This window comes from Daejeonella sp. (assembly GCF_037719425.1).
Classification (GTDB): Bacteria; Bacteroidota; Bacteroidia; order Sphingobacteriales; family Sphingobacteriaceae; genus Daejeonella.
The window spans coordinates 1-23,558 of record NZ_JBBJNI010000008.1; the positions used below are offsets into that span (position 1 = coordinate 1).

Genomic DNA, 23,558 nt, shown 5'->3' on the forward strand with positions numbered 1-23,558 from the left:
AGATTATGACACGCTATAAAAGCGGCTCCATTATTAATATAGCTTCAGTTTACGGGGTTGTAGGTCCGGACTTTACTGTGTATGATGGCACTAATATGACTATGCCAGCGGCATATTCGGCTATTAAGGGCGCGATTGTGAATTTCACCCGATACCTTGCGGCTTATCTTGGCCCATATAATATTCGTGTAAATACAGTGTCACCTGGAGGGATTTTCGATCAACAAAATCCTATTTTTGTGAAAAATTATGAAAATAAAGTTCCCATGAGAAGAATGGGGTTGCCTGATGATATTTCTCCTTCAGTTACTTTCCTGTTGTCTGACGATGCAAAGTATATAACCGGGCAAAATTTGATCATTGATGGTGGATGGACAGCTATTTAATTATTTAATAAATTTATGAGTACGATGAAAATTTTCTGGTGTAAGAACTGCTTAAATATGTCAACCAGACCAAGAATTGCCTTTGATAAGCGAGGATGGTGCAATGCCTGCCAATGGATGGAGGAAAAAAAGACGGTCGATTGGGAACTTAGAAAAAAGGAGTTAAATACCCTGTTAGATAAATACCGATCTAAAAACGGCAATTTTGATTGTATAACTACAGTGAGTGGGGGTAAAGACGGATCCTATGTTTCATATGTGTTGAAACATAAATATGGAATGAACCCACTCGCAATAACTGTGAGACCTGCATTGGCGCTTGAAATAGGCGACAAGAATCTACTTAATTTCATTTATTCCGGGTATAACCATATTCATTTAACACCCAATCCGCTTGTACTTGATCGTCTTAATAAATATGGCTTTATTGAGAAGGGTTTCCCATACTATGGATGGTTAATAGCAATTATGACTGCAGTAATTAAAACCGCAGGAAATTTTAAGATTCCTTTGATTTTTTATGGAGAGGATGGTGAAGTTGAATACGGTGGATCAACGGAGAGTAAGAATAACGCACTATATGATATTAATTATATGAAGCGTGTTTATCTTGAAGGTGGACATGAAAAAGTGCTTGAAAGAATCCGGCAGGACAAGGATATAACTGAGGCTGATTTGGCATTCTTTAAGTTCCCTGATGATCATGAAATTTCAGAGATTGGGCTCTCCTTTACTCATATGTCATATTTTGAGCCATGGGATTCCTACCGGAATTATATAGTTGCGAAAGAGAATTGTGGGCTAACTGAAAAAGAAGAAGGCAATACCGATACATTTACAAACTTTGCACAAAATGACCAAGCTTTATATGCATTGCATGCCTATTTAATGTATTTGAAGTTCGGTTTTGGACGCGCTACTCAGGATGCTGGAATTGAAATCAGAAGAGGATCTATGACCAGAGATCAGGCATTAAATTTGGTTAAAATGTATGATAATGCTTATCCACATGATCTGATAGAAACCTATCTTGATTATTATCAGATGACTAAAGAGGAATTTGATTCGGTTTTAGATAAATATGTAAATAGATCACTTTTCGAGAAAATTGATGGAATCTGGCAACCTAAATTTGTGCCTGGGGAAGAGTTTGAGATATGACAGTTGTTATTGTTGACTATGGCATGGGTAACATTCGATCTATTAAAAGCACACTCAATTATTTAGGTGTACAGGATGTTATTGTTTCATTTGATCCCAAAGTTTTAAAAAATGGTGACAAATTGATACTACCAGGAGTAGGATCGTTTGGTAAGGCAATTGCCCGGATACGGGAAAGAGGCTTAGACGTTTGCTTAAATGAACTTGTCGTTAACGGCTCTAAACCTATTTTGGGGATATGCCTGGGAATGCAGCTCATGGGCATCTCCAGCAACGAAGATGGAATCAACAACGGCTTGGGTTTAGTTAAGGGTCTCGTTACCAAATTTGACAACACTCACCTCAAGATTCCACATGTTGGATTTAATCAGGTGATGATTAATAATAAATTAAAACTTTACAACGGTTTTGAAGAGGAGGCAGATTTTTATTTTACTCATAGCTATAAAATGACAAGCAGCTATGATATCAGTCAATGTCATTGCAAATACGGAGATGATTTTGTAGCAAGCTTTGAAAATAACAATATCGCTGGTGTACAGTACCACCCTGAACTTAGCCAAAATAATGGGCTTCATGTGTTTCGAAATTTTCTTGAGAAATTCTGATGTTAAGAAAGCGAATTATATTTACTCTCATATATAGTGATGGATTTTTCATGCAAAGCAGAAATTTCAGGCTGCAGAAAGTCGGAAATTTAACGTGGCTTGAAAGGAATTATAGATTTCAAAAGATAGCCTTTTCCCTTGATGAGCTAATTGTGCTAAATGCGTCCAAAAATGTGAAATCGATGTTGCAGTTTGCAGAAACTGTTTCTGAACTCGTTAATGATGTTTTTATACCAATAGCTGCCGGAGGAGGAATACGGAGTGAAGAGGATGCAGAAATGCTTTTTAATCACGGGGCTGATAAAATTGTTTTGAATTCCGCGCTGTTTGAAAAACCTGAATTGGTAGAGAGTCTGATTAAGATTTATGGCTCCCAAAGCATAGTGGCTTCAATCGACTATAAGAAAAGCGAAGGGGTGAACGAAGTCTATATAAATGATGGCATCACGAAGATCGATATACCACTGGAGGAATACCTAAAATATGTTGAGTCGTTGAATGTTGGTGAGATCTATTTAAATTCCATAGATAAGGACGGGACGGGATTTGGTTTTGATTTGGAAGTGATTAGCGAGATGGTTACAAAGATTAAGATGCCATTAATAATAGCCGGGGGAGCAGGAAATGAAATGCATTTGTCTGAGGGTCTTAAGATAAATGGCGTGAGCGCAGTTGCAACAGCGAATTTATTTAATTTCATTGGTAATGGTTTGCCGAAAGCAAGGAAGAAAATCATTGATTCAGGCATTAATGTAGCTAATTGGACCTAACTTGCAAACAAGTTATTTGATCTATGACCCCTAATGAGAATTTTAATAACTTTATAAAATAAAATACAAGAAATGTATAAAGAAATTTCAAAATGTCGCATAAGTGGTAGTACTAATTTAGTGACCGTACTATCTCTTGGTGAGCAATATTTAACAGGAGTGTTTCCAAAATCGGTTGACGAGAAGATAACTAAAGGTCCGCTGGATTTAGTTTGGTGCCCAGACAGTGGTTTGCTCCAGATGAAGCAATCATATAGTTTAGATGAGATGTATGGTGAGAACTATGGCTACAGATCAGGATTAAATTCTTCGATGGTAAGGCATCTCGAACAAAAGATTCGTACGTTAGAAAGCCTCGTCGATTTACAGGATAATGATCTTGTAATTGACATTGGTAGCAATGACGCTACTTCATTAAAGGCGTATTCCGGAAAACATAGGAAAGTTGGCATAGACCCGACAGGCTTGAAGTTTAAGGAGTATTATACAGATGAAATTGTTTTAATCCCTGATTTTTTCACGGCCGATAAATTTAAGGGCAGCTTTGCTAAAGACAAGGCGAAAATTATCACATCTATTGCTATGTTTTATGATCTTGAAAGTCCAATGGAGTTCGTCCGTGATATAGAAGAATGTCTAGCAGACGATGGTATTTGGCATTTTGAGCAAAGTTATATGCCCAGTATGTTGCGAACTAACAGCTATGACACGATTTGTCATGAGCATCTCGAGTTTTATTCGTTTAAGGTAGTAAAAAGCATTTTAGAGGGCTGCGGATTACGTGTGATCGATGTACAAATGAACGCCATTAATGGAGGAAGTTTTGCAGTTACGGCATGTAAAAAAGATGCTCTTCATAAATCTAACCGACCCATAATAGACTGGTTGTTGAAACAGGAAGAGGAAATGGGGCTAGATACTCCTAAACCTTACAGGGATTTTGAAGAGAGAGTTTTCAGACATCGTAAAAATCTAATGGATCTTATTAATGCCCTTGTGGCGGATGGAAAGAAGATAATTGGTTATGGTGCAAGTACCAAAGGGAATGTGTTGTTGCAATTCTGTGGATTAACTCATAAAGAAATACCTTATATTGCCGAGGTAAATCCAGACAAGTTCGGTTCTTTTACTCCCGGAACTAATATTCCTATTATCTCTGAAGCGGAAGCAAAAGAAATGAAGCCTGACTATTTTCTTGTGCTACCATGGCATTTTAAGGATAATATTTTGGCAAGAGAAAAAGATTACATCGCGAGTGGCGGCAAATTTATTTTCCCACTGCCAGAAATTGAAATAATTTAGCATTAGATTGAAAGCGATTGTTATAGGTTCGGCAGGTCAGGATGGGATTTTCTTAAGTGAACTGTTAACTAAGAAGGGAGTTGACGTGATTGGCATTTCGAGGTCTGGGGGGCAAGTCCGTGGAAGTATTGTTGACTACGATTTCATTGCCAAACAAATCTTGGAGCACCAGCCGGATTATATTTTTCATTTTGCTGCCCGTTCTACTACAAGGCATGAGGCACTCTTCGAGAATCATGAGACAATCTCGACAGGAACACTAAATATATTGGAAGCGGTAAGAATCCATTGTCCGCATTCAAAAATATTTCTTTCAGGCAGTGCGATGCAGTTTGTTAATAGCGGATTGCCAATCGATGAAAATACACCCTTTCATGCTTCAAGCCCGTATGCTGTCTCCAGGATTCAATCTGTATATGCAGGTCGATATTACAGGGAGAAATTCGATCTTAAAGTTTATGTAGGCTATTTTTTTAATCATGATAGTCCTCACAGAAGTGAACAACATGTAAATCAGAAAATTGTGGCGGCTGCGAAGCGAATTTTGGCCGGTAGTGAGGAAAAGCTTCTTCTAGGAAATATTGATGTAAAAAAAGAATTTAATTATGCGGGCGACATAGTTAACGCCATATGGCTGTTAGTTAATCAGGACCACATACATGAGGCAGTAATTGGGAGTGGAATGTCTTACAGCATTCGCGAATGGTTAGAATATTGTTTTGATAAGATTGGAAAAAACTGGAATGACTACGTTGAAAAAAACGAGGATTTCAAAGCGGAGTATGATATTTTAGTAAGCAATCCAAAAATTATTAAATCCCTTGGGTGGAAGCCAGCTTTTACTTTTGAGGGCTTAGCCAATTTAATGCTTCAATAACTATAAGAATAGATTTATACAGAATATTAATATTAAAAAAATAATTATGCAGGAAAATAAATTATCACGCCCTGATCTAGAAGTTGAAGATCATACGGTAACGGGAAAATTACTTAAAAGAGACTTATCTCGGTTGTTGGCACCAAATAGTACAATATTAGATATCGGGGCTAACAGAGGCCAATTTGCGTTAGAAGTTCTTGAGGTTTTGTCTGAAGTTAAAATCTATTCTTTCGAACCTGTTAAAGGAGCTTTTGAAGATTTAAAGTCGTTATCGGCAGAACACCCACAAATCATACCTCAAGAATCAGCTGTTTCTCTAAAAACTGGTCAAACCACATTCCATGTTACTGAAAGTGACGTAGGCTCAAGTCTCTTGGAGCCATTGCCTAATCAACCATCTAAATGGTTAACTTTAACTGAGAAGGTTACTGTTAATACCACAAGGTTAGATGACTTCATTGAGTCCGGGACCTTCGACAAATTGCCGATTGATTTATTAAAAGTCGATGCACAAGGGGCGGATATGGAAGTCGTCCTATCTGCAGGTAAGTTCTTGCATCCTAGTACTATTAAAGCTATTCTGGTAGAGGTTAATTTTACCATTTTTTATGATTCTCAAAAGCCTTACCATGAAATTTTTGCGGTGCTTGACAAACATGGTTATCGACTTGCATGGTTGTACCCACATAGGTCACATGAGGAGTGGTTATGGTGGGCCGATGCGTTATTTATAGGGAAGGAGTAATGATAGAGTTGCTTTGTCGTGCGTCAAACTAAATTAAGCACAATTTAATATATGAATTTATGATGAATAATTTTGGCTTATGGCTGAAGTTACGTCTCAGATCTCCATTGAGACCTTTGATTAGGATACTTATGTTTTATATTTATGACACTACCTATATTATGGGCGATTGTGGTGAATTGCATGTAGGTAAAAGATGTGGTTTAGCGAATACAATTTTTAATTTGTCGAGTGGTTCTATTTTTATAGGTGACAACACAATATTTTCGAATAATGTAATGGTAATCACAGGCCGACACATATTTAAGAATGGGCAAAGAGCTTCACTTGATCCGAAATTGGAAAGGAAAAATATTGGCGGAGGACCGGAAGAAGTACCGGCTTCCGGTTATGACATTCATATCGGTAGTGGGAGTTGGATAGCCGCTGGGGTAGTTATTTCAGGAGGAGTTAGAATAGGTGATAATGTGATAGTGGCCGCAAATTCTGTAGTCACTAAAGACATACCGGATTACAGTTTTGTCGGCGGTGTGCCTGCAAAAATACTAGGAGATACACGCAATATGGGATAGCACACACGATTTATGAAAGAAGGCTTATCAAATCGGATTATTCCGAGATTAGGAATTATACCGTATAGTATAACTTGGTTGATTTTGCTATTCAGCCGATTGTTTCGGAAAAGTCGTCTCGAATATAAGGAACTGGAATATAATAGCAAATTATGCATCGAAGCAGGAATAAATGGTTGGGACTCCATTGAATTCAAGGAATTATACCAGTCGGCTTGTGAATTTCTTAGTGTCAACAAGATCAATAAGATCATAATTAGACCAGGCGAATCGTATTTAAGTCAAGTCAGAAATGAATTGGACAAATTTTCCCCCACTCATTATTTTTATGATCCACGCACTGGCAGTCAGGAAAAGATCCTGGGTTTATGGCAGGCCTTTAGAATATCGTTATTACTGTATTCTCGGAGCATTATCCCGATAGTGCTTCTAACCGATTTATCAGTTAGGACATGGAGAACTCAAAGTGCGATTGTAACAGCGATGAACGGTATCGTTATCAGTTTTATGTCAACGCGCCTTGCATTCCCAATTTTCCCCCATAGGCGTTTGATGGGTCCGAGCCTGATGCCATTTTCAGAAAATACACTTAAATTACTTAAAACACTAAAAGATAATATTACTGATGTTCCGCCTAATAAGGCCGTTTTTATTGGCTCACTCTATGAACCAAGGACGTCTCAACTAAAGGAAATTTCCGAAGGCTTGGAAGTGCGAAACCTTACATTAGAAATAAGAGGGCGTGTTTTGGGCGCTAAACGTGTTCCAGATTCTGAGTATTGGTCGGCATTAATAAATTCTCCAATAATTGTAACTACCGCCGGGCAAATAGAAACGGCCGACACGGATTGGGCATGGATCCCTCAATTGGTTTACAGATATATCGAGGCTATGGCATGTGGAACATTATTGATTGCACCAGCGGTACCTGGAATTTTAAGATACTTTTCACCTGGAGAACATTTCGCGTCATTCTCTTCGACTCAGGAAGCAATTGATGTAATTGAATACTATTTACAAAATGAAACGGAACGAAGTGTTTTGGCAGAACGGGGGAAGGCGAGGGCGAACTCGTTAATAGTTTCGCAGACCTTTTGGAGGTGCGTAGATGTAAACTTGGGAAAGGACTCCCTTACATAAGTGGCATTAAAAGATCTTCACATGATTTCATTAACCCCTTCGTTTACCGTAAGCCTCTTTCTGTATTTTAAGCTTTTACAATGAAGAATCCTATTTTATTGTATCTCGAAGCTATTCATTTTGAGTTCGAACAAGAAAAAATTTATCATTCCGCATTTAAGATAAAAGGGTTTGTTAAATTTTTGCCCAGATCTATAATTTTTTTTACTAAGTTTCATCGGTTTTTAATCATACTGAACATAATATACATACCTGGATTATTTGCTTGGGTATTATTGGTAAACCCGCTACTTTCATTTTACTTTTTCATACGATGGATGTTCCCAGTCTTAGTGTCACAAAAATGCAGCCTACCGAAAAACGTTTACTTTAGCCTTTCGGATATTAAATTTCTGACATATATAGATAACACTGAAAAATATTACCCAGAGAATGTAATTATCTTCCCTTTTCATAGTTCTAAGAGTAAATTCAAATCTGCTATAACTCCTATTAGTTTTATCAAAGTCACAGGTATTTATTGTTTACTAAAAGCTATTATCTGTAGTTTAATAACACCGTGTATATTACTTTTTAAGTATCCCCGGTTACAGTTCTTTTCGTATTCTTCATTTTATTGGTATTGGGTATACTTCACATTTCAGAACGAAAAATTTACTTCTGTTTGGATATCAAATCATTATGATAGGTGGATTAAGCTAGTTGATAGTATGTGTACTACTGAAAATAGAATTATCGTTCAGCACGGACAGTTAGAGTACAAAAGTGAAGAAGAAGGGGATATTTATATGCCTGATTTTAGTTCAAAATTAACAAATATTCAAACTGTTTATGCAATCAACGAGGAATCGATTAGATATTTTCGCACCTTTATTATATCTCCAAGCATACAGTTCATTCTTGTAAAATCGAAGTTAAATATTTTGAAGTGGCCCAATGCTTCTATAAATTGCCTGCAGATTTTGATAATTGGTCATGAGTATGAGTTTATATTTCAAAATGAATTGATCACTTATTTATTGAAACATCCAAATCGACCTTATCAGGTAGCATTTAAGCCGCATCCGCAACAAACAAGTATACCGGATTTGAAGGAAGTTTGGGTTATAACAGAGCCAAATCAAATACCAGATGGTAATGTTGTCGTCTCCTACGGTTCTAGTCTGGATCATGAGATTAAATCAATGCTTGAAGACGTAACATTTGTTGTGTATGGCTTAAATGAAAAGCGGGATCCCGTTGATACTATCACAAGGATTGAAAGAGATCTAAGGAAAATTTTGTCAAAAAATGGCTCGTAAATCACAGTCTGTTAATGCAAACTTAGCAATGAACTTGCTAAATCAAGTATTAGGCATTGGTTTTCCAATAATAATCCAATTTTATTTAATAAGGCACTTTAAGCTTGAGGATCTTGGGTATCTCAGTTTGTTAAATTCTTACTGGGCTTTACTTTTACTAGTTCTATCATTTTTCAATTTTTATTTACTAAAAGTATTTGCTGAAGTTAAAGACAAGGTTGTTGCTAAATCTTACCTTACCAACTCCATTGTTATAATGTATAGCTTAATTGTTATTCCAATAATTCTTTTACTTATTTACCTTTATTATAAATTTGGCTTCATTTATGAATATGTCCTAATTACTTCTTTACCAGTTATCTTTGCTCCATGGTCTATGGAAATTTATTTCCAGGCTACACTTAGAAATAAGTACATTTTTATTAGAAGGGCGATTACCAGAATTATTTTATTAGCAGTACTCTTTATTTGGGCCAGAGAGCAATCTGATTTTATAATTTATGTTTATATAGCCTCATGTGCGATGCTATTTGAAACATTGGTCAATTTAACATTTTTAAAAAATTACTTTTCGTTGAAGTATGTTGATAAGCAGAGGATAAAAGAAATTTTTAAAAATTCAATTCGTTATCTTCCTTTCAATTTGACTTATAACATCTTACCAATATTGGCGATAATAGTATCCGAATATTTTCTTACTATTGAAACTTTGTCAGTTTATGCGATTTTAATAAAAATAGTTAACCTCGCTACATCTTTCATAACTTCAGCGGTAATGGTTCTATATCCAATGAAAATTAAACAAAGCGTCGACCAGAGTGGATCAGAATTTAAGGATTCTCGCTACATGCGTAATACGGCTATCGTATCGGTTGCAACCATATTAGTTCTTATCGCATTGCATAAACTCATATTCTTTTTCTTTGTAAAAGAATATACTATTCCAAACATGCTTTTGGAATTTAGTATACTCAGTCTATTCATACTTTTCCATTCTGTGTATAACTATGTAACTTTTAACTATTTCTTTTATCAGAATAAACTGAGATTCATTTCCATAATGAACCTTTTAATAGTAATGATATATGCTCTCGAATGTCTCGGTGTTTATCTGGGATTATTGGATTTCCACTTCGCACTATTCTTCGTATCGCCTTTTCCTATTGTCCTGATGTTGTTATTTTTGAAAGTCAGAAAAGAAACGACTGCCAGAGCAGCCATGTAACACCATCGCTCGTCACTAAATAATTGTTCAGATTTATAATAAAATGAAAATATGTGTGGTTTAGCTGGCTTTATAAGTAAGAATGCTGGTTTTGATTTTAGCATGATACTTGATTCCATGCTTATGCGGATAGCGCATCGTGGAAAAGAGAACAGAGGTGTATTTATTGATTCAACCCATGAACGACATGTCGTTGCTATAGGGCATAATCGACTTTCGATAATTGATACAAACTCCAGGGCTAATCAACCATACCGATATGATAATTTAGTTATCGCATTCAATGGTGAAATATATAATTATAAAGAATTAACCCCAATACTGGTATCTAAGGGTTACTATTTAGACACTACTAGTGATACCGAAGTTATCGTTAAGCTTTTTCATTGTTTCGGAGCTGAATCAATCGAGCTTCTGAACGGAATGTTTGCTATATCAATTTATGACATAGTGAAGCAAAAGATCTTTTTGATTCGGGACCGAATGGGTGTCAAGCCCTTGGTTTACTATTATGATAACAATAGCTTACTTTTCTCGTCAGAAATAAAATCTTTCTTTAAGAACCCATTAATAGAAGGTGGACTTGCTGTCAATCCTGCTCTACTTGCAAGGTATTTTAAATATGGCTATGTAAATAGCTTTGACTCGGTTTTTCACCAAGTGGCGAAAGTGGAAAATGGCCAGATAGTAACACTGGAACTTGAAACATTTTCTATCCAAAAGAGCTATTATTGGCAATTAAACGACCCCTCAAGATCTGCTAATTCCATAAATACAATTGAAAAAGCTGAAGAGGCGATTGAACCCTTACTGAAATCTTCTGTCAATTACAGATTTGTGGCCGATGTCGGAGTCGGTATTTTCTTGAGCTCTGGGATTGACAGTAATCTGGTTATGAACATCGCTTTAGACAACGGTGTTAACTCAATCAACAGTTTTACTTATAAAAATGCAGCTAAAAATTTTAATGAAGAGACTATACCATATGACGATCGTGTAACTCAATATGATGTAGCTTTTTCGGAATCTGAATTATGGCAGGATTTTAAATTTTTATGCGCCAACTACGATGAACCATTTTCCGACCCTGCAACTCTTGGATTATATAGTCTTTCGAAATTCGCAAAGGATTACAATAAAGTTATCCTCGTTGGCGATGGAGGAGACGAGCTTTTAGGTGGATACCAATTTTACGAAACTATATACTATGCTACCCGGAAAAATAGCAAGTGGGCGAACATCCCGTTACCTTATTTCCTGATTGCCCCAATAGCAGATATTATCTTCAACAAAAAATTTCATTCGAAATATTTGGATCGACTAAGCATCTATCACGCTTTCTTGAGAGGTAAAAGCATCAAGGATGTAATTATTTTCACGGAAAATAGATATGATACATTTTCCAAACAACTCACGGGTCATACCGGAGGAGATGATTACAGAAATTTTGATTTAGAAAATGATTTCCTGTCCTTTTTGAATTATAAGACATCTACCGAACTAGTACACCAATTAAATTACAAAACTGATATCGCTGGAATGTTAAATACAATTGAAATTCGCGAACCCTTTCTGGATTTCAGGCTTTTCGAGCTTCAACAGCGATTTTCTGAAAAAATTTTCTTGGATAAAGATAATGGCATTAACAACAAATTTTTACTTCGGAACATGTTGGATAACTATGATAACAGGTTTAACGGCATTAAAAAAGCGGGATTCAAAGTGGACCTCGAAAGCCTTTTCAAACAAAACCTTATCGAACTCGATTCATTAATTGTAAATTACAAATCAGGCTTTGTTGACGAAGATTATGTTAAATTCTTATGGAAAGGATATCTGGGTGGAAAAGTGAATTTTATGATTATTAACCGACTCATATCCTTCATTTTATGGGATGAGGATTTAAAATATAAAATATGATCATTTACATATCAGAAAGTATAAATAGTAAAAAAAATGGGGGCTCATCCACCTCTGGATTTGAATTTTTTCAATTTTTAAGGATGAAGTATAATGACGTCGTTTTAATAACCAACGATCACATTGAGTTTGAGCCTGGAAATGAGAGATTTTATGGAAAGGCGGTTGGTCAAATTCACAAAACATTAGTCTTAAAGCGTGATTCTACACTTTTGAATTTTACTTTTCGAAGTCTCCTCAGAAGTCTGTACTATAGCGTATTCGATCTTTTTAAATTAAGAAAGGTAGATATTTCCAAATATTACCAACCAAACCGAGAAAACATAATTTATGTCAATTCTTGGTCCAGCCTGTATAATGACTCACGGCTGGAGAATTATAAGGATTTTAAAAAAGTATGCATCGTACGGGGGTCGCCGGAGTCTTTTGTTTGGCAAAGTTTTGACGTAGATAAAAATAAGGCCGTAAGTGATGCAGCAAAATATCTCGAATTATTTGACAACTTAATCTTTGTGTCGGATAATGGGCGAAAAGCCTGGGCGCCAATATTGGCCCACCCAATTAAAAGTTATTATCTGCCTAATTCGATAAACGAAGAGGAAGTTAATCGCGTCAAGAAATTAACAGAGCAGGAGGCCAAAGACCTACTTAATTTAGATAGTTCATGTTTCAACGTAATTGTAATAGGATCTATACAAAAAAGGAAAGCTCAGGACATTATTTTGAAGATTATAGAAAAGGTATCATCGGACATACCAAATGTAAAATTTCATATGGTCGGCATAATAAGTAGTACATGGGGGGGGGATATCATTTACAATGATATGACAAACTCGAAATTTGCAAATCATTTTGTTTTTCACGGTCATTCTGAGGAAGCAATGGTATATATGCGTGCGGGCGATATTATGCTATTCACAAGCTATGCAGAAGCTTTTCCCCGTACGGTCGCAGAATACATGGCAATGGGTAAACCGATTATTGCAGCTGACGTTTCTGGCGTTGGCGAGATGATAATTCACAATTATAATGGCTACTTATACGACCCTTTTCAACCTGAAGCAGTTATTGAATTCCTATCCTCTCTCTACAAAGATAGTGACCTGAGACATAAATTCTCAAATGAAGCTTATAAAACTTATCATGACAAATTTTCTAAAGAAGTTCACATTCAAGCAGCATTGAAAGTTTTCGATGAAATAGAGAAAGAATGAAAGGGCAAAGATATATATACTTTTTATCTGCTATTTTGTTTTTGCTGACAAACATATTGCTCTATTTATATGTGAAACCAGCCGAGGATGTTAGTGAGAATTTTTTTTATTATTTAAATCTGTTTTCGGTTGTGACATTCTTCATCCTTTATTTTCAAACAATCAAGATTGGAGGTTTAATAACAATTCATTCCATAATTCAACTTTTCTATTTTCTTTTCCTATATGGACGATCACTGGTATATGTCTTCGATCCTACCCGCGACTTTTTCGAAACGGAATTACTATTGTATGATAACATTGGCGTTAAGTCTATGGCTTTGGCTACATTAGGAGTTAACACATGTATTGTTTGCATCAACGCAATGTATTTTCTGTTTGGGAAGAAAGAAGTCTTTAATTTGAAACAAGTTGTTCCTGGTAAATATGTGTTAATTTACTATTCTTTAATGTTTTGGGCTCTTATATATGCTTTCAAGTTATATTTGGAATTTAAATATGTGCTGGAAGTTGGATATATAGCTATATATGTCGGGGGCCTTAAAGAGATAAATTATTTTTCCCCCATTATACAATATTCTCAGGTTTTTTATATTGGTTTCTTTTCCTACTATCTTACTCTAGCGCCACCTAAAAAACAGTTTATGAAGCTAGCAATTGTCTATACAATTCTGTCATTCTTAGATAGTTTGAAAGGTGCTCGTATCTCGTTTATTTTGCCATTGTTTTTTATTATATGGTATTATTTCAACGCCTACAAATTAGAGGTCAATTACAAACTACTTTGGAGGGCCTCTTTTTTTATTGTCGGTATTATAGCGTTTTCTATGATCTCAAAAATCAGCAGAAACAGCAACATGAAAAATACTAATGAGGAGGCGGTAGAGAGCAATATCATTAAAGCTGCAATTTTGGAGACAGGGGGGACTTTACAAGTCGTGGGCAGATACCTCAAACATCAGGACTCCTTTCCGATTAATTATCCGTATGTATTAGAGCCCGTTCTGTACCCCTATTTTTATTTTAGATATTTTGGCATTATGACAAGAGGACAGTCAAAGGAAATGTTAGAATACAGAAATTCTTTGAACCATCAACTTACCGCCTCAATCAGTTTGGAAGCCTACGTCGGTGGAAGGGGGGTGGGCTCATCTATAGTTGCAGAGTTTTATCAGTATGGTTATTTTATTTTAATAATATTTAGTATTGCGTACGGTTTTTTTTTAATTCAACTTTATAGGTACATTTTTACCCGGGTGATATTGTATCTAAGTCCATTTATACTTACGCACATTTTTTTTATAGCCCGTGATACTGCGTTTCCAAATATAATTGGAGCTATTAAAGGACTCTTTTTCTTGATGATAATAAAATTAATCTTACTGTTATTAAAAAAAGAGGGAATTCATGGTCGGAAGCCGAGGGTTGTTCCAATTAGGAATTAATATATTCCGCATTGAGTGTAGTAAACAGTATATTTGCCACTTTTCGGGTTTCAAATTTAGTGAAGCCATATTAGATATTTTTTTATAGACCCTGTATGTGCGGAATTGCTGGAATAATATCAAAGACACCGGGAAACTCAATTAATCTTACTGACAATATCTCTCACCGTGGGCCTGACGACAAGGGTACGTACAGCAGCGGGAAAATTCAATTGTTTCACACCAGATTATCTATTCAAGATGTTTCATCACATGGCCATCAGCCGATGGTTAGCAATGATGGCAGATATGTTATTATCTTCAATGGAGAAATTTATAATCATTGGGAGTTGAGAGTTCAGCTGGCCGAAAAATATAATTTTATCTCTTCATCTGACACTGAAACTATTTTATACGGATATGTTGAGTATAGGATGGAATTATTTAAAATGCTTAACGGTATTTTCTCACTTTGCATTTACGACGAGCAAACTGAAGAGGTATTAATTATAAGAGATCAATTTGGCGTGAAGCCCTTATACATTTATCAAGATGAAACAAAATTCGTTTTCGCTTCGGAGTTAAAAGCTCTGCTTCCTTTCAAATTTAATAAAGAGATAAATGCAAAGGCTCTTGCAAACTACTTGACATTTTTGTGGAGTCCGGGTAGCCACACTCCATTTCGGAATGTTTCCAAATTGCCCCCCGGACATTTTTTTCATTTCAAAGCAGACGATTTTCAAATCGCTACTTCTAAACCATACTATCAAATACCTTTTGCAGGTTCTTACTTCAATGACTCTGAGGAAACGTTGATAAATATGCTTGAGGAGAAATTGATAAAAGCAGTAAAGCGTCAGATGCTTTCTGATGTGCCTGTGGGTTTTTTCCTTTCAGGTGGATTGGACTCTAGTCTGTTAGTTGCAATTGCAAGAAAACTATATCCCGAAGCCAAGGTTCCCTGTTTCACAATAGATACCGATGCGCTTTCTAAATCGGAAGGCTTTGCAAATGACCTGGATTATGCTAAAATTGTCGCAGAACATCTAAATGTCGAATTAAACATCGTTAAAGCTGATTCTGATATCTTGGCTAATTTTGACAAAATGATTTGGCATCTTGATGAACCCCAGGCGGACGCTGCACCCATAAACGTTTTAAATATATGTACTAAAGCTCGTGAACAGGGAATTAAAGTTTTGATTGGTGGCACTGGCGGCGATGATCTGTTTTCTGGTTATCGGCGACATCAGGCATTGGCATTGGAAAAGTTTTATAGGTGGATTCCCAGACCCTTTGGAAAACTTATTAAATTCATTTTATCAACCGATCGCTCCAATTCGGCATTTATGAGACGAGCTAAGAAACTTGTAAAAAACATCGATAATAACCAGGATGAACGATTATCTGGCTATTTCGAATGGCTTTCGTACTCAAAGGTTTATGAATTATTTGCTCCTGAATTTAAATTGCAATTGAAGGATTACAATCCCCTAAAGAATCTGGTGGATTTAAATCGAGAGATACCCTTAGAGGGTAATGTTTTAAATAAGATGTTATACTGGGAATTAAAAACCTTTCTTGTAGATCACAATTTGAATTATACCGATAAGTTATCTATGGCTGTTGGAGTTGAAGTTAGAGTGCCTTATCTTGATATAGAATTGGTTGAATTCTCCACTAAAATTCCTCCTGAACTGAAAATGAAAGGTTCTGAAACGAAGTATATTCTAAAAAAAGTTGCGGAGAGATACCTCCCACATGATATAATTTATCGCTCAAAGGCTGGTTTTGGCGCGCCCGTGCGCAAATGGATAAATGAAGATCTTTCCGAACTGATTAATTCTTACCTCGGGGAGGAACAAATTAATGCCCGGGGTATTTTCAACCCCGTGAAGGTTCGGAATTTAATTGTGGAAAATAAATCAGGTAAGATAGACGCTTCCTACTCTATTTGGGCTTTGTTAGCTATTGAAAGTTGGATGAGACAATTTGTAGATCCAAAATGAAACAAATAATACAAGACTTAAAAAGGGGACATACTATTTTAGAGGATATTCCAGTTCCGCTAGTTCGTAAAGGGACATTGCTAATAAAAACCAATAGGAGCTTGGTATCTCTTGGTACGGAGAAAATGCTGGTTGAATTTGGAAAGAGTAATTTAATCTCCAAGGCTCGGCAACAGCCGGAAAAAGTTAAACAAGTGTTAGATAAAATCAAGACGGAAGGCTTATTACCAACTCTTGAGGCTGTTTTTAACAAGTTGGACGAACCTATACCCTTAGGATATTGCAATGCTGGGGAGGTAATCGCTGTGGGTGAGAATGTTACAGAATTCAGAGTAGGCGATCGTGTTGCAAGCAATGGACCTCATGCGGAGATTGTTTGCGTTCCACAAAATTTGGTGGCGAAAATCCCGGAAGGCGTTACTTACGAAGAAGCTTCGTTCACAGTAATCGGTTCTATCGGGTTGCAGGGAATTCGATTAATTCATCCAACTATGGGTGAGACAATTGTGGTAATAGGGCTTGGCCTCATAGGTCTGCTCACTACGCAGCTCCTACTGGCAAATGGCTGTAATGTAATAGGGTTTGATTTTGATCCTCAAAAAGTCAGATTGGCTGTGGATAGTGGAGCAAAGGCTTTCCTTGCGTCGGCAGTGAACGTTGTAAAGATAGTAGAGGAGCTCACCAATGGTGTTGGATGTGATGGTGTAATTATAACTGCTTCTACTAAAAGTAACGATGTTATAAGTCAGGCTGCTCAAATGAGCAGAAAGAAGGGTCGAATTGTGCTTGTTGGGGTTATCGGACTCGATATACAACGCGCAGATTTTTTTAAAAAGGAGCTGACTTTCCAAGTTTCTTGTTCTTATGGACCGGGCCGGTATGATGAAAACTATGAATTTAGAGGGCAGGATTACCCTATAGGCTATGTAAGATGGACCGAAAAAAGAAATTTCGAAGCCGTTCTTGACGCAATGCAAAAAAAGCGGGTGAATGTTAATCCTCTGATAACTGAAAGAGTTCCACTGCAAGACTATCTCAAGATATACAATAATATGGGAGGAGAGTCTATAGCATCTATACTTGAGTATCCTGTTACAGGAATTGCTAATGAGACAGTCCTCAGGCTCCCCACTTCATTGATGCCGCCGTCAAAAGGTGTGATCGGAATAATTGGAGCAGGCAATTTCACAAAAATGACACTTCTGCCTGCACTAAAGAATACAGGCGCTTTTTACAAATATATCTCCAGCGCTGGCGGATTGTCATCTAAATCCTTAGCAAGAAAATATTCCTTTGAATACAGTACTACTGACTACAAGAAGGTATTAGATGATCATGACGTCGATCTGGTAATGATCACTACGCGCCATGACCTCCATTCTGCTATGGTAATAGAAACGATTGAGGCAGGGAAAAATGTGTTTGTAGAAAAGCCACTGGCCATAAAAAGGGAGGAGCTCGAGAATATAATAGCAGCGTACCAAGTTGCAACAAAGCCGATATCCGTTTCTGTGGGATTTAACCGAAGATTTTCCCCCCATGCTCGTAAAGCTAAACTGTTGCTTGGAGATTCTGTGATGAACATTATTTGCACGATGAATGCTGGTTTTATTCCTTCTGATGTATGGGTTCAAGATATGAACACTGGCGGAGGCCGCATTATTGGAGAAGCTTGTCATTTTATAGATTTAATGCTTTATTTCACCGGCAGTAGAGTCTTAAATGTTTCTATGAGCGCTATGGGAAGTAACCCCTCGGAGAATACAGACAATGCAATAATTACTTTGAAGTTTGAAAATGGTTCTCAGGGAGTTATCAACTATTTTTCAAATGGAAATAAAGAACATGATAAGGAGAGAGTGGAAATATATTCTCAGGGAAGAATATTGATAATAGAGAACTTCAGGAAGATGAAAGGGTACGGATTTAAGGGTTTTTCATCTATGAATACACAATTGGATAAAGGCCATAAAGCCCAATGTAAGTTGCTCCTTGAGCAGGTAAAAACGGGTAGCGACCCAATTATCCCGTTCGAAGATATTGTTAATACTACGAAAGCTAGTTTTGCAGCGATCGACAGTTTAAAGGAAGGAAAATGGATTACTGTTTAAGAATATGAAAATAACCATAGTTGCTGGGGCAAGGCCTAACTTTATGAAAATTGCTCCGATAATACATGCTATAAAGGGAGCTCAAAAAGATGGAAAAGATATACACTTTCGTCTTGTGCATACCGGTCAGCATTATGACAAAAAGATGTCTGGAGATTTTTTTGAAGAGTTATCAATTCCCGAACCTGATGCGAATTTGGAGGCGGGTGGTGGAACTCAAGCAGAACAAACCGCGGCCATTATGGTCCGTTTCGAACAGGAATTGTTACAAAATCCAACGGATCTTGTTTTGGTCGTAGGCGATGTGACTTCAACAATGGCTTGCGCCATATCGGCAAGAAAATTGCATATCGAAGTTGCGCATGTTGAAGCAGGCATTAGGTCAGGTGACCTTTCAATGCCAGAAGAAATTAATCGTCTGGTAACTGATAGTATAACAAATTATTTTTTTACAACAACGGAGTCAGCGGGAGAAAATCTTGTAAAATCCGGCATTTCACAAAAGAGCATCTTTTTTGTAGGCAATACTATGATCGATACTTTGAAAGCTCAGGAATCCAGATTTGTTAAGCCATCATTTTGGAATACATATAACCTAGAACCGGACGAGTATTTTGTCATTACGTTACATCGCCCTTCAAATGTAGACAATGAATTTCAACTGGGGGAGCTCATTGCAGTGATGGAACAGAATGCAAATGAGCTCCCTGTTATTTTTCCGGTTCATCCCAGAACGAAAGACCGACTTAAATCCTTTGGTATTAAAATAAATAATATCAAACTTGTTGATCCAATGAGCTATCTTGAGTTTAATTATCTGGTTAAACATGCAAAGGGAGTAATTACTGATTCGGGAGGTATTACTGAAGAAACTACTGTAATGGGAGTGCCTTGTATGACCCTGCGTTCTACTACTGAGCGTCCGGAAACATGCACAATTGGGACAAATGAATTGCTCGGCACTCACCCAGAAGCTTTAAAAGCTGCTCTGAAGACATTGTTAAGTGGATCTTGGAAAGATGGATCGATTCCCCCTCTTTGGGATGGAAAAGCTGCTGAACGAATCGTAGATGTCCTGCTTAAGTTATCTTAAGATGCTTCTACAATTTCCAAGACTCTTACGTACTATTTGGTATCTAAAACCAGGTCAGGTAATTTTTCAGATAAAAAACAAATTACTCCATGCTAAACCACTTTCGAAATATAAACAGAGAATGGGTTCTTCTCTCTCCCCATTAACTTTAATTGCTATTCCTTCGCAAGTAATTGTTGTCGGACCCAATCATTTTAAACTTCTTAATCAAACACATTCATTTGCTGAAAAAATAGATTGGAACTTTAATGGTTATGGAAAATTGTGGAATTACAACCTTCAATATCTTAACTATTTAAACCAAAAGAATCTTTCAGAGGAAATTCGGGTCTCATGGATTCGAGATCTATACGACTCCTTAAATTCGGGACATGTTAAGCTTGAGCCGTACCCGGTTTCTCTGCGGATAATGAGTTTAATTCGTTTTCTAAGTAATGATGAAGTAAGAATCGGTCGGTACGATGATATTGTTGAGAACCTGTATTCTGAATTGACTTTCCTTAACGACAATTATGAACACCATATACTAGGCAATCATTTAATCGAGAATGCTTTCGCCATGCTCATGGGAGGATATTTTTTCAATAATCAAGAGTGGAAGGTTAAAGCACATAATACTTTGATCGTCCAGTTAAAAGAACAAATTCTTGAGGATGGTGCTCATTTTGAATTAAGTCCAATGTATCACCAGATAATTTTGTTTAGAGTATTAGAGACTTTAAGCTATTTGCCAAAAGGCGAAACCTTGTTTTCAATTCTAAAAACTAAAGCTGGCCTGATGCTTGGCTGGCTTGGAGAGATGACTTTTCCAAATGGGGATATACCTCATTTCAATGACTCGGCTGATGGGATAGCCTTAACAACTGCGGAACTTTTTAGTATTGCCGATTCTTTAAATGTAAACTCAACAATTGTCGCTCTTCAAGATTCCGGCTACCGCAAGTTAGAGAATGACTCTTGTGTATTAATTGCTGACATTAAAGGCATCAGCCCCGCATATCAACCCGGGCATAATCATGCGGATCATTTGAGCTTTATATTATTTGTTCATGGTAAGCCTTTTATTGTAGACCCGGGAACTTCGACATACGAAGTATCATCCAGGAGGCAGTGGGAGCGGTCTACGAAGGCCCATAACACGGTAACAGTAAATAGCAAAGATCAGTCGGAAGTTTGGGGTGGCTTTCGGGTAGGCCGAAGGGCCGGAGTAAAAGTACTTGTACAGGATAGGGATATGATTTCAGCTTGTGCTGAATATTCAGGAATTAAACATAACAGGGTTTTTTCAATCAATAGCGACTCTATTTCCATTTTCGATTCCGTGAATTCAGGTGATAGGACAGTTTCGCGATTCTTTTTACATCCTTCAGTAAGAATATTAAGTTCATCAGATAGTAAAATAGCTTTTGATAATAATTTAAGCGTTAGATTTGAAAACGTCAACGGCTTCCAAATTAAAGACTATGAGTATGCCTTAGGATTTAATCGATTACTTAAAGCGAAAGTAATTGAGGTATATTTCACATTAAACTGTAAATCCATATTTTCTAAAGTTTAATATGCCAAAAAGAATACTATTTCTTAGTTTTTATTTTGAACCGGATCTCTGCGCCGGATCTTTTCGCAATAGTCCCTTGGCATACGAACTCGGTAAACAGGGAATGTCCAGTAACGTGGAGGTGGATGTTATAACCACCTTGCCAAACCGATACGGGACGTATACCACAGAGGCACTAGAATTCGAAAGAAAGGGGAATATATCAATAAAAAGGATTAACATTCCATTTCATCAGAGTGGTGTTTGGGACCAAATTAATTCTTTTAAGCAATATTTCAACGAGGTAAAGCGGTTGATTATTAATAAAAAGTACGACTTAATTTTTGCATCTTCATCAAGGCTTTTTACAGCTTATTTAGGATATAAGATTGCCCGTGAAAGAAGGATACCCCTTTATTTAGACATTCGTGACATTTTTTTAGATACGATTAAAGATGTGTTTTCTAATCCTCTAATAAAAGGTCCGGTCATACCTATTATCAGCTACATTGAATCTCAAACTTTCAATTATGCTTCTCATATAAATTTAATTAGTGGCGGATTTCGCGACTATTTTAAGAAGTATGACAAAGCTCAGTATAGTGAGTACAGTAACGGTATCGACCCTTTTTTTATTGATGCAGTTAAAGTTGTCCCAGAAATTGGAAAAAAACAACGAACAATTGTGTATGCTGGAAATATTGGAGAAGGCCAGGGCTTACATCGTGTTGTGCCGGAGGCTGCAAAAGCGCTTGGAGATGGATTTAAATTTAGGATAATTGGTGACGGGGGTGCTAAATCAAAACTGTTAGACTCAGTAGGGAATACCCCCAATGTAGAAATATTACCCCCAGTAGATCGTGCATCGCTGATTGAGGAATATAATAATGCCGACTTCCTATTTATGCATCTTAATGACTACGACGCGTTTAAAAAAGTTTTACCTTCAAAGGTGTTTGAATTAGGTGTATTCCCCAAGCCCCTTATAGCGGGTGTCAATGGTTTTTCAAAGCATTTTGTTGAAAAAAATCTACCTGGATCAATTATGGTGCAGCCATGCAATGGATATGAATTAGCCGCAAAAGTTCTGGGTTACGATAGTGGCTCCCCTTTAGACCGTAGCGCTTTTATTAATTCATATAGGAGAGAATCTATAAATCAAAAAATGACTGAGTCTATTCTAAAGTACATATGAATAAGATTTTAATGACAGGATCGTCTGGTTTTGTTGGCCAGAGTTTAATAAAATATTTGGGAACGCAGGAATTTTCGCTCCAGTCACTCTCCTTAAGAACTATACACCCTCATTTGGGGGATTTGAAAGCCGATGTTATTGTTCATATGGCTGGGAAAGCCCATGATCTGAGAAAGGTATCAGTCCCTTCAGAATATTTTGACGTAAATTTTAGCTTAACCAAGACATTATATGACAACTTTTTGCAATCGAATGCCAGAAAATTTATTTTCATAAGTTCGGTAAAAGCTAGTGCAGATCAGGTAAAAGACTTGTTGAAGGAAACGGATGTGCCGAACCCTACAACATTATATGGAATGTCAAAGTTAATGGCGGAGGAATACATTCAGAGTCAACCATTACCTATCGGTAAATCTTTTTATATTCTTAGGCCTTGCCTGATTCATGGGCCGGGAAATAAAGGCAATCTCACTCTTCTTTATAAGATGATTTCAACGGGAATTCCATATTTCCTGGCCGCTTTTGAAAACAAACGCTCTTTTTTAAGCGTAGAAAATCTATGTTTTGTTATCAAGGAACTGTTGCAGCGCGATGATATTGCAAGCGGTATCTATCAAGTAGCGGATGATGATGCTTTGTCTACTAATGAACTAGTCAAATTAATAGCTTTATCTTCAGGCCGTAAGGCTACATTATGGAAAATCAATCCCTCAATTATTAAACTTATAGCTAGAGTTGGTTCATTTTTGAGGTTACCATTAACCGGTGAACGGCTTGAAAAACTTACGGAAAACTATCAAGTGGATAACACTAAAATTAGGAGAGCCCTTGGCAAGGATCTTCCCGTAAATGTTAGAGAGGGAATTATAAAAACTGTTAGATCCTTTCAGAATGCGGATAAATTGTAATTATGTATATCTTCACTTTTCGATTGATTTAATAGTGTTCGTGTCAAATACAGTTCT

The 23,558-nt window shown here is 36.8% G+C and carries 20 protein-coding genes; all 20 read left to right on the forward strand.

The features are described 5' to 3' along the window. Positions 1–386: SDR family oxidoreductase (locus WKF69_RS02010; protein WP_340379125.1), on the forward strand; the 386-nt coding region annotated here is incomplete at its 5' end. Positions 387–410: 24 nt separating this feature from the next. Next, complete coding sequence (locus WKF69_RS02015) at positions 411–1,547, forward strand: N-acetyl sugar amidotransferase (RefSeq protein WP_340379127.1); 1,137 nt, start codon at positions 411–413, stop codon at positions 1,545–1,547. Next, positions 1,544–2,155 carry an imidazole glycerol phosphate synthase subunit HisH gene (gene hisH, locus WKF69_RS02020; RefSeq protein WP_340379129.1) on the forward strand — a complete coding sequence of 204 codons (612 nt, stop codon included), beginning with the start codon at positions 1,544–1,546 and terminating at the stop codon, positions 2,153–2,155. Before WKF69_RS02015 ends, hisH begins: the two co-directional genes overlap by 4 nt. Positions 2,156–2,205: 50 nt before the next feature. Further along, the gene (locus WKF69_RS02025) at positions 2,206–2,925 is read left to right on the forward strand and encodes a HisA/HisF-related TIM barrel protein (protein ID WP_340379130.1); all 720 of its coding nucleotides are present in this window, start codon (positions 2,206–2,208) and stop codon (positions 2,923–2,925) included. Between the two features lie 72 nt (positions 2,926–2,997). After that, a complete protein-coding gene (locus tag WKF69_RS02030; protein WP_340379132.1) occupies positions 2,998–4,227 on the forward strand; it encodes a class I SAM-dependent methyltransferase in 1,230 nt (409 codons plus the stop codon). A 7-nt stretch (positions 4,228–4,234) separates the two neighbouring features. Next, positions 4,235–5,104 (forward strand): GDP-mannose 4,6-dehydratase, encoded by an 870-nt coding sequence (locus WKF69_RS02035; RefSeq protein ID WP_340379134.1) that lies wholly within the window; start codon positions 4,235–4,237, stop codon positions 5,102–5,104. A 46-nt stretch (positions 5,105–5,150) separates the two neighbouring features. After that, positions 5,151–5,852, forward strand: coding sequence for an FkbM family methyltransferase (locus WKF69_RS02040; protein WP_340379136.1), 702 nt, complete (start codon positions 5,151–5,153; stop codon positions 5,850–5,852). Positions 5,853–5,911: 59 nt separating this feature from the next. Next, positions 5,912–6,424, forward strand: a complete 513-nt coding sequence (locus WKF69_RS02045) for an acyltransferase (protein WP_340379137.1) — start codon at positions 5,912–5,914, stop codon at positions 6,422–6,424. 99 nt (positions 6,425–6,523) lie between these two features. Further along, on the forward strand, positions 6,524–7,564 hold the full coding sequence (locus tag WKF69_RS02050; RefSeq protein WP_340379138.1) for a glycosyltransferase: 1,041 nt from the start codon (positions 6,524–6,526) through the stop codon (positions 7,562–7,564). Between the two features lie 710 nt (positions 7,565–8,274). Then, a complete protein-coding gene (locus tag WKF69_RS02055) occupies positions 8,275–8,865 on the forward strand; it encodes a hypothetical protein (protein ID WP_340379139.1) in 591 nt (196 codons plus the stop codon). 790 nt (positions 8,866–9,655) lie between these two features. After that, positions 9,656–10,090 carry a hypothetical protein gene (locus tag WKF69_RS02060; RefSeq protein WP_340379140.1) on the forward strand — a complete coding sequence of 145 codons (435 nt, stop codon included), beginning with the start codon at positions 9,656–9,658 and terminating at the stop codon, positions 10,088–10,090. A gap of 51 nt (positions 10,091–10,141) precedes the next feature. Beyond that, the gene (asnB, locus tag WKF69_RS02065) at positions 10,142–12,010 is read left to right on the forward strand and encodes an asparagine synthase (glutamine-hydrolyzing) (RefSeq protein WP_340379141.1); all 1,869 of its coding nucleotides are present in this window, start codon (positions 10,142–10,144) and stop codon (positions 12,008–12,010) included. Beyond that, the gene (locus WKF69_RS02070; RefSeq protein ID WP_340379142.1) at positions 12,007–13,224 is read left to right on the forward strand and encodes a glycosyltransferase family 4 protein; all 1,218 of its coding nucleotides are present in this window, start codon (positions 12,007–12,009) and stop codon (positions 13,222–13,224) included. The genes asnB (WKF69_RS02065) and WKF69_RS02070 overlap by 4 nt, the downstream gene beginning before the upstream one ends. Then, on the forward strand, positions 13,221–14,669 hold the full coding sequence (gene wzy / locus WKF69_RS02075) for an O-antigen polysaccharide polymerase Wzy (protein ID WP_340379143.1): 1,449 nt from the start codon (positions 13,221–13,223) through the stop codon (positions 14,667–14,669). Before WKF69_RS02070 ends, wzy begins: the two co-directional genes overlap by 4 nt. Before the next feature lie 95 nt (positions 14,670–14,764). Further along, complete coding sequence (gene asnB, locus WKF69_RS02080) at positions 14,765–16,657, forward strand: asparagine synthase (glutamine-hydrolyzing) (RefSeq protein ID WP_340379144.1); 1,893 nt, start codon at positions 14,765–14,767, stop codon at positions 16,655–16,657. Continuing rightward, positions 16,627–18,768, forward strand: a complete 2,142-nt coding sequence (locus WKF69_RS02085) for a bi-domain-containing oxidoreductase (protein ID WP_340379145.1) — start codon at positions 16,627–16,629, stop codon at positions 18,766–18,768. Before asnB (WKF69_RS02080) ends, WKF69_RS02085 begins: the two co-directional genes overlap by 31 nt. Positions 18,769–18,772: 4 nt before the next feature. Next, positions 18,773–19,861, forward strand: coding sequence for a UDP-N-acetylglucosamine 2-epimerase (non-hydrolyzing) (wecB, locus tag WKF69_RS02090; RefSeq protein WP_340379146.1), 1,089 nt, complete (start codon positions 18,773–18,775; stop codon positions 19,859–19,861). 121 nt (positions 19,862–19,982) lie between these two features. Next, positions 19,983–21,419, forward strand: coding sequence for an alginate lyase family protein (locus WKF69_RS02095; RefSeq protein ID WP_340379148.1), 1,437 nt, complete (start codon positions 19,983–19,985; stop codon positions 21,417–21,419). A 1-nt stretch (position 21,420) separates the two neighbouring features. Beyond that, positions 21,421–22,593, forward strand: coding sequence for a glycosyltransferase family 4 protein (locus WKF69_RS02100; RefSeq protein WP_340379149.1), 1,173 nt, complete (start codon positions 21,421–21,423; stop codon positions 22,591–22,593). Then, entirely contained in the window at positions 22,590–23,501 is a 912-nt protein-coding gene (locus WKF69_RS02105; RefSeq protein WP_340379151.1) for an NAD-dependent epimerase/dehydratase family protein, read from the forward strand. Before WKF69_RS02100 ends, WKF69_RS02105 begins: the two co-directional genes overlap by 4 nt. Positions 23,502–23,558: the final 57 nt, after the last annotated feature.